Origin of the sequence: Yersinia sp. 1252 StPb PI, assembly GCF_048593885.1 — a bacterium.
GTDB classification, from domain to species: domain Bacteria; phylum Pseudomonadota; class Gammaproteobacteria; order Enterobacterales; family Enterobacteriaceae; genus Yersinia; species Yersinia enterocolitica_E.
This window is the reverse complement of record NZ_JAZGQE010000158.1, coordinates 1-10,841: the sequence shown is the minus strand read 5'-3', so window position 1 is coordinate 10,841 and position 10,841 is coordinate 1. Positions and strand designations below refer to the sequence as shown.

The window sequence follows — 10,841 nt, the reverse complement described above, 5'->3', positions numbered from 1 at the left end:
ATCTTTATTATCTTAAGAAAAGTCTTAATAAAGAAACGGCTGTTTTTACCGCTATTCTTTATCACCATAACGCCAATGGTTGGTGATATTAACCCTAACTAAATAATGGCTAAAATGACATGCTGATCTATTTATCCAGATAAGAGGAGATCTACATCACGATTCTTATCTCTTCCAGCTTGCAGTCGTGCATTAACATGGTAGTTTACCGAATAGTTGGATTGTTACCGTCAATGGCGGGCAAAACCTGATTGAGTAGCGTGATGAATGCTGCTGAGTCGGGTTTTTTTGTTTTCAGGGCTAAAGCATGCAAATCGCTAAAATACTTAACAATAATGTAGTTATTGTTCTCGATCAGCATGGTCAGGAACAAGTCATTATGGGGCGTGGTCTTGGCTTTCAAAAACACCCAGGTGAATCGCTAGATAACACATTGATCGAAAAAGTGTTTGCTCTAAAAGACAATGAATTGGTTTCGCGGCTGAGTGAGTTACTGAGCTGTATTCCATTAGAAGTAATGATTGCTTGTGACTGTATCATCACGCAGGCAACGGCAAAACTGGGTAAGTTGCAGGATAACCTCTACATTTCGCTGACTGACCACTGTTTCTATGCGATTGAGCGGCATAAACAAGGTTTGGATATAACGAATGGATTGCAGTGGGAGATTCGTCGGTTGTATCCCAAAGAGTTTGCCTTGGGTCGTGAAGCCTTGCAGATTATTAAACAACGCCTTGGGGTGCAATTGCGTGAAGATGAAGCTGGATTTATCGCGCTCCATCTGGTGAATGCTCAGTTGAAGGGTGAAATGCCTGAAGTAATGCAAGTGACGAAGGTAATGCAGGAGATACTGCATATCGTGAAGTACCAATTTAAGCTGGAATATGATGAGGACGGGCTGAGTTATCACCGTTTTGTTACCCATCTGAAATTTTTCTCACAGCGAATGTTGGGCCGTAATGGGGTCACCAGTGATGATGATTCCTTACACGATGCAGTGAAAGATAATTATGCTGAGGCTTACCGCTGTGCGGGTAAGATTCAGCAGCATATGAAATTGCAGTATCAACAAGATTTGAGCAAAGAAGAGCGGATGTTTTTGACTATCCATATTGAACGCGTTCGCCGGGAAAGTTTTAATCTACCAGATTAAATGATTTAAAAGGGAAGGGTTCTAAGTAGTAAGAGAATTTCGCCAAACTGGATTGTTACTGCTTCGGCAGGCAAAACCTGAATGTACTTGTGTCGCTGGGTCGCGGTGCGGAGTGCGTTTAGGTTTTTTTTTGCCCGAATCTTTACCTGTATAAACAAGAGCGTTACCGAAGGAAAACACGATGCAATACACAACGGTCGCCAGCGAGATCCTCGCCGGAGTAGGGGGTCAGAGTAATATTAATAGCGTAGTACATTGCGCTACCCGTTTGCGCTTTAAACTCAAGGATATGGCGCGGGCTGATGCCAAAGCGCTGAAAGATAATCCTGGCGTTATTATGGTAGTGGAAAGTGGTGGCCAGTTTCAGGTGGTTATCGGAAACCATGTTAGTGAGGTCTACCAGGCGTTAGTGAACCAAGCGGGGTTAGCTGATGCTGAAGAATATGACAACAAGTCAGGTAATCAAAAAGAGAGTTTGTTCAGTCACTGTATCGATATCATTTCGGGTATTTTCACCCCCTTGCTCGGTGTATTGGCCGCCTCCGGTATTCTTAAAGGTTTTCTGGCACTGAGTCTTGTTTGCGGCTGGTTACAACCCGACAGCGGCAGCTATACAATTTTATTTGCTGCCAGTGACTCACTGTTTTATTTCTTCCCACTGGTATTGGGTTATACCGCAGGTAAGAAGTTTGGTGGCAGTCCATTTATTACCATGGCGATTGGTGGTGCATTAGTGCACCCCTTGATGCTCGCTGCATTTAACGCAGCCGGGCAACCCGGTGCTTCTGAGGTCTATTTCCTTGGTATTCCGGTCACATTTATCAATTACAGCTCGTCGGTTATCCCTATCATATTAGCGGCTTGGGTTAGTAGTCGGTTAGAAAAAGGGTTTAACCGGGTGTTACACAGCAATATTAAGAACTTTTTCACGCCATTACTGTGTCTGGTAATAACCGTTCCAACCACCTTCTTACTGATTGGCCCGCTGGCAACCTGGCTTAGCCATTTATTGGCGTCGGGGTTCCAAATTATCTATTCGGCTGCTCCTCCTGTTGCCGGTGGTGTATTGGCAGGGCTATGGCAGATTTGCGTTATCTTTGGGCTGCACTGGGGTTTGGTCCCTTTGATGATAAACAACCTGAGTGTACTGGGCTATGACGCCATGTTGCCGCTGTTATTACCCGCAGTTATGGGGCAAGTGGGGGCCACGCTCGGTGTCTTTTTACGTACTCGCGATGCAAAAATGAAGGTGCTGGCTGGTTCGGCATTTACTGCGGGGATATTCGGTATTACTGAACCCGCTGTTTATGGGGTGACGTTACCGTCGAAAAAACCGTTTGTTTTTGGCTGCGTGGGCGGGGCGATAGGGGGTGTCATCGTCGGTTTCTGCCAGACCCATGTTTATTCATTCGGCCTTGCCAGTATCTTCTCTTTTGCCCAAATAATTCCCGCTACAGGTGTCGATGCCAGCGTATGGGGCGCCATTATTGGCACCCTGATTGCGTTGATCTTTGCTGCCATCAGCACCTTCTTTTTTGGCCTGCCAGCGCCTGTTGCTAGCGCAGAAACAGAGGATTTGTCTCACACCTCATCCATCACTGATAACTACAGTGGTATCGGCGAAGTGATATTCAGCCCGATCAGTGGCGAATTGTTAGCGCTAGCGGATGTCAGTGACAGTATTTTCGCCAGTGGTTTATTGGGGGCGGGAATTGCGATTATTCCACAACAAGGGCGGGTCGTGTCACCGGTTAATGGCGTTGTAGCATCACTGTTTAAAACCCACCATGCGATTGGCATTGAATCTGATTCTGGTGCTGAGGTCCTTATCCACGTTGGTATTGATACCGTCAAACTCGATGGCAAATATTTTACCGCTCATGTTAAAGCCGGTGACCGGGTCAACGCAGGTGATTTACTGCTGGAGTTTGATTGTGCGGCGATTACCGGAGCAGGTTATGACCTGACGACGCCGATAATTATCAGCAACAGTGAAAATTATCAGGATGTCCTGTGTGCTAAAGGCGCCTCTATTACTGAGCAAGCCCCGTTATTAACCGTAATTCGTTAATACTGATTTAGGAGAAAACCGATGAAACATGCATTTCCAGATAATTTCCTTTGGGGCGGTGCGATTGCCGCTAATCAGGTAGAAGGGGCTTATCTTACTGAGGGGAAAGGGCTATCTACCTCTGATTTACAACCCCATGGAATTTTTGGCGATATCATTCCCAGGGTGAGTGGTGACAGTTATGTCAAAGATGTCGCTATCGATTTTTATCATCGCTACCCAGAGGATATCGCGCTATTTGCTGAGATGGGGTTTAAATGTTTGCGGATATCCATTGCCTGGACACGTATTTTCCCACAGGGCGATGAGCAGCAGCCTAATGAGGCAGGCCTGGCATTCTATGATCGTGTATTTGATGAAATGGCGAAATATAACATTACGCCATTGGTGACATTATCCCACTATGAGATGCCTTACGGGCTGGTTAAGAATTATGGTGGTTGGGGTAATCGTAAAACAATTGGTTTCTTTGAACATTATGCCCGCACCGTGTTTCAGCGTTATCAGCATAAGGTTAAATTGTGGCTGACATTTAATGAGATCAATATGTCGCTGCATGCGCCATTCACCGGAGTAGGATTAGAGCAAGCAAGCAGTAAGAGTGCCGTGTATCAGGCTATCCATCACCAGTTGGTTGCCAGTGCCAAAGCGGTTGCTGCATTGCATGAAATTATCCCTGATGGCCGAATCGGGAATATGCTGTTGGGTGGGCTGATGTATCCACTAACTTGCAAGCCTGCCGATGTATTGGAAACATTACAGCAGAATCGTGAATGGCTATTCTTTGGCGATGTGCAGGTTCGCGGTTATTACCCCTCTTATATGGCTCGTTATTTTAAACAGCACGGCATTAGTGTTGAAATCACTGCTGAAGATAAACTGGCATTAAAACAGACTGTCGATTTTATCTCCTTCAGTTATTACATGAGCGGCTGCGTGACCGCCGATGAAGAGTTAAACCGTAAAGCCCGAGGTAATATTCTTAGCATGGTGCAGAACCCGCATTTGGCCAGCTCGGAATGGGGGTGGCAGATCGATCCTGACGGGCTGCGTATCCTGCTCAATGAATTATGGGATCGTTATCAAAAACCCCTGTTTATTGTTGAGAATGGGCTGGGAGCGAAAGATAAGCCGGATGTTAATGGTCATATTGAAGATGACTATCGCATTGAATATCTCAATGACCATCTGGTCCAGGTCGGTGAGGCTATCGAAGATGGCGTTGAGGTGATGGGATATACCAGTTGGGGGCCGATTGATTTGGTTAGCGCCTCAAAAGCTGAATTATCCAAACGTTATGGTTTTATTTATGTCGATCGCGATGACAGTGGTAATGGCACATTGGAACGCCGTCGTAAGAAGAGCTTCTATTGGTATCGCGATGTGATTCAGAGTAATGGCGAGGCATTGAAACGCTAATAGCGACGTTTGTATGTTGCAGTGATATAAGCAGCTCTCAACTGTTTTGCCTCACTGCAACACGACTTATTTTTGGGGAAGTACTGAGTATTTATTATTAGATGTGCGGGTTATTCTAAAAAGGGAAAATAATGAAACCAACTTTATATCTGACTCGTCAGATAAATTCTGCTGCATTTTATTTACTGATCTCTACTATTTTATTTTCATCATCGGCATTAAGTGAAGGTTTAACGGGCAGCGGTGAATATGTGGAACAATCAACGCCGGAGTGGCAGGGGATCGCATTAGGTTTTGAGCCACAGCAAACAGGGCTGCTAGGCGATATGTTAGGTATTCGCCCTATTTTATCGGAGCACGGTTTTAATTATTCACTCGGTTACTTGAGTCAATTATCATATAACGCGGGTGGTGGCTATAATCATGATAAACAAGCGTCTTATATTGATCAGTTTTCACTGACTTTTCAGCAGGATCTTGAGTTATATACGGGGATTCCCGATGCAGTAATCGAAGGGAATATTGTTAACCGCAATCATGATAACAACCTCACGCGGGATCGGTTACAAGATCCTCGGGCGAATATAACCGATTTGTCGCAGGAAAGTTTTGGTGGTCAGTCGATTACTCGCTTGGGCTGGTTAACCTTTGCGCGCAGTTTTGCGAGTCAGAAACTGCACTGGCGAATTGGTTTGATGAATAAAGTACAGGATTTTGACCAAATTATTCCCTGCGATTTTCAAACTCTTGGATTATGTGGCGGTAAATCAGCAAACTCGCTGACCTGGTTTAACTGGAACGTTCATTATTGGGGAACCACGCTGCAATATAAGCTTACCGATGGCTTAACATTAAAAACCGGGGTGATGGAGCAAAACCCTGATGCACCGAGCCGTGGTAGGGCGTGGAGTTGGTCAACCAAGGGCAGCAAAGGCATATTACTGCCGCTGGAATTGGAATTAAAAACTAATGCGTTCCAGGATTTACCCGGTATTTATAACCTTGGTGTTCTTTATACCAATGCTGAACAACGGGATCTTTATAACGGGGTCTCTGGTGCTCCCGGAGCGACTGACCCAGATGGCTATCGTTACCATAATAATACTTGGTTCTTTTACAGTGGATTCAATCAGCAGGTAACAAAACATCAGGATGACGCCAACCGTGGTTTAAGTGTGTTTTACAGCATGTCGTTGGCGGATCAACGGACCAATTACATGCATTACGCTACCTCTGCGGGCATCCGTTATCGCGGCTTATTTGATAGCCGCCCACAAGATTGGTTGGGATTCGGCGTATCAATGGTTAAACTGAGTGATTATTATAAAGATAATCAACGCTATCTGAATCAAATCAATAATGTTTCTGATTATAATAATCCACGTTACTCTCCAATACCTGGGCATTCGGTTACTGCCGAGCTGTATTATCGTTTCCGTGTCACTTCATGGCTGGAATTACAACCTGATCTACAATATTGGCACTCACCAGCAGGGGTAAGCCAAACGCAAGATGCATGGGTCACCGGATTAAAAACAGTTATTACATTCTAAGGCACCTGTATTGCAGATAATACGGTTATGACGTGGTGCTTTAACTGGCACCACGTAAACTGTTACGCTATTCTCCATCGAGTATTATATTGTAGAGAATCAGCGTGATGTTGAATATGAAAAACAGATTCGATGGTAACAACATCTTAGGTGAAAGGAATCTTCACGCAGTTTTTGAACTGAGCTTATTACTGAAAGCAATCTTAGCCGTGATGGAGATTATCAGCGGTATTTTAACCTATTTTGTGACGCCGCAGTTTTTGCTAAATATTCTGCATCGCATCACGCAAGTTGAATTTATTGAAGACCGTGGCGATGTAGTAGCCCATTATTTACTGCATGCGGCACAAAACCTCTCTATCAGCAGTCTGCATTTTGCCGCATTTTATCTGCTCATCCACGGCGTGGTTAAGTTGTGGATCATTATTGGATTATGGCGCAAAAGACTGGGTTATTATCCGGCGGCAATAGTCATATTCAGCTTATTCATTATCTATCAACTCTATCGTTATACCTTCACTCACTCGGTGTTATTGATCGTAATAACTGCGCTGGATGTGGTGGTTATTGTGTTGACGTTGCTGGAGTATCGAAGATTACGCCAGCAGCATAAAGCCCCTTAGCCGGATAAAGGCCATACTGAGCAATGCGAGCCAAAAACCAAGGTTGCAATGCCCAGTGAGGTTACTCAGTTAGCAAAAATATGCGCTTGGCCAATAATTGTCAGGTCAACCATTAAACCGATACTTATACCTTCGCGGCTGATGGTTTTAACCTCTACCGTTTCATTACTTTCAACCAGATATAGGGTGAGTGTTGAGATAAAACCCGCAAAATCAATATTGATAACCCTGGCCAGACAATGAGTGGTGTAGTGATGATCTGCGGGCAAAGGGGTGATAGTAATCTGTTCTGGCCGTAACATAATCCGGCTCAATCCATGATGTTGCTCATCATCAACCCTGACGCTGCCCAGTGCGCAATCAGCCCATCCGGTATCAATATTGGCGGAAAGAATCAATGTTTCGCCAAGGAAAGTCGCTGTCGGTTCATCAATCGGTCGCAAATAGAGTTCTTGCGGCGGGCCAACATGCGCCAGTTTACCCGCCCGCATTACCGCGACTTGCGAGGCAAATGATAATGCTTCGGTTTGATCATGCGTCACTAAAATGGAGGCAATATTTGCCTGTGCCAACAGTTCAGCCACCGCTTTGCGCGTTGAGGCGCGTAAGGCGGTATCCAGAGCTGAAAAAGGTTCATCCAACAGCATCAGTACCGGCCGCTGTGCTAACGCTCTGGCGAGAGCGACCCGCTGCTGTTGCCCACCCGAAATCTCATGGGGCCAAAGTTGTGATAACCGCCGATCCAGTGCGACCATCTCCATCAGTTCATCAATTCGGCGGGCTTTGTCCTGCTTGCTCCCTTTTAGTCCATAACCAATATTGCCCGCGACGGTAAAGTGGGGGAACAGCGCACCATCTTGCGGTACAAAACCAATCCCTCTTTTGTGCGCTGGCACGTGGGTTGAATTGTCGAATACCGGATGACCTTGCAGAATAACTTTACCGTGATCGGGGGTTTCGAACCCGGCAATAATCCGCAACAACGTGGTTTTGCCTGAGCCGGATGGCCCAACAATTGCGGTGCGACTGCCGGCGGAAACCTGCAAGTCAATTCGGTCTAATACGGTAACAGACTGGAAAGACTTACCGATTTGCTGAAGTTCAAGCGTGCTCATAATCCTGCCGTACGTTGCGATTGAGAATAAAGAAGCCAGGTTAACGGCAGAGATAGTGCCACCATCAGCAGTGCATAGGGTGATGCCGCGACATAATCAATTTCACTGGTCAACGCCCAAAAGCCAGTCGCCAGTGTTCGGGTGCCGTTCGGGGCCAGTAATAGTGTGGCGGTCAGCTCATTGGAGATAGCGAGGAACACCAGTGCCGCCCCGGCAGCGGCGCCAGGTGCAGCAAGGCGCATGGTGGTGCTCCATACGGCTTGAGTGGGTGTTTTGCCCAAGCTGCGGGCCACGTTTTCCAATTCGACCGGGGCGGTCGCAATGCCGGCCCGTAAACTGATTAAAGCGCGTGGGGTAAACATCAATAAATAAGCCAGCAAAATAGTGAATTCTGTTTGATACAGCGGGCGAGCAACACGGATAGTGATGGTCACCAGCGCCAGCGCGACCACGATACCGGGCAGCGAGCTGGTGACATAATTACAGCCTTCCATCACACGGTGCAAGCGCCCCGGATAGCGCACCGATAGCCATGCCATGGGGACGGCACACAATGTGATAATAACCGCACCGCTCAGTGCTAATGCCAGTGTTTGCTTCAAGGCTGGTAGCAGTTCAGGATTCAGCCACACATCAATTCCACCAATATAGAGCCAGCGGGCCAGCGTGATAAAGGGCACGCCCAGCGAGAGTGCAGTGAGTAGCAATGGCAATAACAGACACAGTAGTGTGATGGTTGTACCCATTGAATATGCAGTTTGGCGCCTGGCGCTACCGGAGCCGACCCGGGCATAGCGGTTGTAGCCACGGCTGGTGGCTTCGATTAATAATAGCCCCAGGCAACATAACGCCAGAACCCCTGCCAACATATTGGCCGCCGGACCGTTAAACGTGGATTGAAATTGGTCAAAAATAGCGGTAGTAAAAGTATCGAAACGGATCATGGCATACAAGCCATATTCCGCTAATAGATGCAGCGCGATCAGTATCGAGCCGCCCCATACGGCTAATTTTAGTTGCGGCAGAACCACGCGAAAGAAGACCACTGTTGGGGGACTACCCAATGATGATGCTGCGTCTTCAAGGCCGGGATCAAGGCGGCGTAATACAGCGGATGCGGGCAGATAAATAAAGGGGAAATAGGCAATTACTGAGATAAACACGCCAGCGGCAAGGCCATGCATTGATGGCACCAGACTAATCCATGCATAACTTTGTACAAAAGCCGGTACGGCTAGCGGTGCAATAGCCAATAGTGACCAAATCCGCCTGCCGGGCAGGGCCGTACGCTCGGTCAGCCATGCCAGTGCAACGCCAATAATGGCGCAAAGCGGTAAGGTAAAGAGCACCAGGAGCGCGGTGTTAATCAGTAATTCGCCCACGCGGGGGCGAAAAACCAGGGCTTTGACTGTTGGCCAACCGGTATCAATAGCGATACCAATAACAAACCCTAATGGCAGCAGGGATAGCAGTGACAGCAGAACCGCAATAGCCACAATCCCAAACCCCGGGCGATGGTTATACTGCCGTTGGGCTGCCTTATGCAGTGGAACCGATACAATATCGGTGCTTATATTAGCCATAATAGTCAAGGCGCTCGGCTTGTTAAATGCCCGTCGCCATAGTGATGTGACGGGCTAAAAATGCATTCTATCAGTCGGTTGTCCTTATTACAGCAGACCGGCTTCAGTCATTAACTCAACCACTTTTTTACTGTTGAGTTTAGACGGCTCAACGTTCGGTGCTTGCAGGTCTTTCAGTGGCACCAATTTAGGGTTTGAAGCGGCATCGACACCAACGGCATACTCAAATGCGGTGTTGGTACGCAAGATATCCTGGCCTGATTTGCTGGTGATCCATTTGACGAATTCCTGCGCTTGTTTCTGGTGCTTACTGGATGCCAGAACACCGCCGCCGGAGATACTCACAAATGCGCCAGGGTCTTGATGTTTGAAATAATGCAGTTTGGTTTTACCGCTGTTCTCACCTGTTTTGGCCTGATCGACAAAACGGTAATAGTGATAGATAACTCCGCCATCGATTTGGCCCGCATTCACCGCTTTCATCACGGTGCTATTACCTTTGTAGGCAGTGAAGTTGGTTTTCATGGCTTTTAGCCATTCCAACGTCGCTTTTTCGCCTTTCAACTCCAGCATGGCACTGACAATGGCCTGGAAGTCGGCACCCGATGGTGAGGCAGCCCAACGGCCTTTCCATTCAGGTTTTGCCAAATCCATAATGGATTTAGGTAATTCGGCTTCGCTGATTTTTTCCGGGTTATAGACAAACACGGTGCTACGAGCCGCAATACCGGTCCAGCGACCATGTTCAGGGCGATACTCTTTCGCAACCTGTGCCTGTGTGGCTGCATCCAGTGGTGCGAACAATTTGGCGTTATCGACCAGCACCATTGCCGGCGAGTTTTCAGTCAGGAAAACGTCGGCGGGGGATGAGTTGCCTTCCTGAACCAGTTGATTACCTAACTCGCTGTCGCCGCCATTACGCAGAGTCACTTTGATGCCGGTATCTTTGGTAAAACCGTCAACCCAGGATTTCACCAGATTTTCGTGTTGAGCATTATAAATCACGATACCTTCATCATTTGATGCGGCATTGACGGAGAACGCCAGCATCATTGAGGAAGCCAGTAGGGCGACAGGGCCGAAAGAGGGGAAACGTAACTTCATAAACTGAGATCCTTTTAAAAGCTCAAAGAAGAAAACGAGATTGTCAGGCAACCGCAAAACAGAGCAATTGTATAGAAAGAAATTAACAATGATAGTGAAAATCATTCGCGTTATTTGCTACCAAATGTTTCATTTTCAGCACTATTTTTTGTATGGGTAATTTCACGGCCCTAACGTTCCATTATCTTTATGATTAATATTTTAACATTTTAGCTAAAAG

General features: G+C 46.8%; 8 protein-coding genes. 5 read left to right on the top strand and 3 right to left on the bottom strand.

Annotated features, from left to right (window positions below; genetic code table 11):
• The first annotated feature begins 307 nt into the window (after window positions 1-307).
• The 5 genes from licT (at window position 308) to V2A85_RS18535 (ending at window position 6,819) form a co-directional block, all read left to right on the top strand.
• Complete coding sequence (gene licT / locus V2A85_RS18555) at window positions 308-1,153, top strand: BglG family transcription antiterminator LicT (protein ID WP_083163501.1); 846 nt, start codon at window positions 308-310, stop codon at window positions 1,151-1,153.
• A gap of 181 nt (window positions 1,154-1,334) precedes the next feature.
• Window positions 1,335-3,224, top strand: a complete 1,890-nt coding sequence (gene bglF / locus V2A85_RS18550; protein WP_420072064.1) for a PTS beta-glucoside transporter subunit IIABC — start codon at window positions 1,335-1,337, stop codon at window positions 3,222-3,224.
• Window positions 3,225-3,245: 21 nt separating this feature from the next.
• Entirely contained in the window at window positions 3,246-4,643 is a 1,398-nt protein-coding gene (locus tag V2A85_RS18545; protein WP_372559554.1) for a glycoside hydrolase family 1 protein, read from the top strand.
• A gap of 131 nt (window positions 4,644-4,774) precedes the next feature.
• A complete protein-coding gene (locus tag V2A85_RS18540) occupies window positions 4,775-6,196 on the top strand; it encodes a carbohydrate porin (protein ID WP_420072063.1) in 1,422 nt (473 codons plus the stop codon).
• 107 nt (window positions 6,197-6,303) lie between these two features.
• Window positions 6,304-6,819, top strand: a complete 516-nt coding sequence (locus V2A85_RS18535; protein ID WP_420072062.1) for a DUF2127 domain-containing protein — start codon at window positions 6,304-6,306, stop codon at window positions 6,817-6,819.
• A 65-nt stretch (window positions 6,820-6,884) separates the two neighbouring features.
• On the opposite strand, the gene V2A85_RS18530 is transcribed toward V2A85_RS18535, so the two are convergent.
• The 3 genes from V2A85_RS18530 to V2A85_RS18520 form a co-directional block, all read right to left on the bottom strand.
• Entirely contained in the window at window positions 6,885-7,934 is a 1,050-nt protein-coding gene (locus V2A85_RS18530; protein ID WP_420072061.1) for an ABC transporter ATP-binding protein, read from the bottom strand.
• On the bottom strand, window positions 7,931-9,517 hold the full coding sequence (locus V2A85_RS18525; RefSeq protein WP_420072060.1) for an ABC transporter permease: 1,587 nt from the start codon (window positions 9,515-9,517) through the stop codon (window positions 7,931-7,933). The genes V2A85_RS18530 and V2A85_RS18525 overlap by 4 nt, the downstream gene beginning before the upstream one ends.
• A gap of 87 nt (window positions 9,518-9,604) precedes the next feature.
• Entirely contained in the window at window positions 9,605-10,621 is a 1,017-nt protein-coding gene (locus tag V2A85_RS18520) for an iron ABC transporter substrate-binding protein (protein WP_372559549.1), read from the bottom strand.
• Window positions 10,622-10,841 lie beyond the last annotated feature (220 nt).

Bases quoted from the DNA above. Each gene is read 5' to 3' on its own strand.
- V2A85_RS18545 (WP_372559554.1), top strand. From the start codon at position 3,246: ATGAAACATGCATTTCCAGATAATTTCCTTTGGGGCGGTGCGATTGCC.
- V2A85_RS18520 (WP_372559549.1), bottom strand. From the start codon at position 10,621: ATGAAGTTACGTTTCCCCTCTTTCGGCCCTGTCGCCCTACTGGCTTCC.
- V2A85_RS18535 (WP_420072062.1), top strand. From the start codon at position 6,304: ATGTTGAATATGAAAAACAGATTCGATGGTAACAACATCTTAGGTGAA.
- V2A85_RS18530 (WP_420072061.1), bottom strand. From the start codon at position 7,934: ATGAGCACGCTTGAACTTCAGCAAATCGGTAAGTCTTTCCAGTCTGTT.
- V2A85_RS18540 (WP_420072063.1), top strand. From the start codon at position 4,775: ATGAAACCAACTTTATATCTGACTCGTCAGATAAATTCTGCTGCATTT.
- V2A85_RS18525 (WP_420072060.1), bottom strand. From the start codon at position 9,517: ATGGCTAATATAAGCACCGATATTGTATCGGTTCCACTGCATAAGGCA.
- bglF (WP_420072064.1), top strand. From the start codon at position 1,335: ATGCAATACACAACGGTCGCCAGCGAGATCCTCGCCGGAGTAGGGGGT.
- licT (WP_083163501.1), top strand. From the start codon at position 308: ATGCAAATCGCTAAAATACTTAACAATAATGTAGTTATTGTTCTCGAT.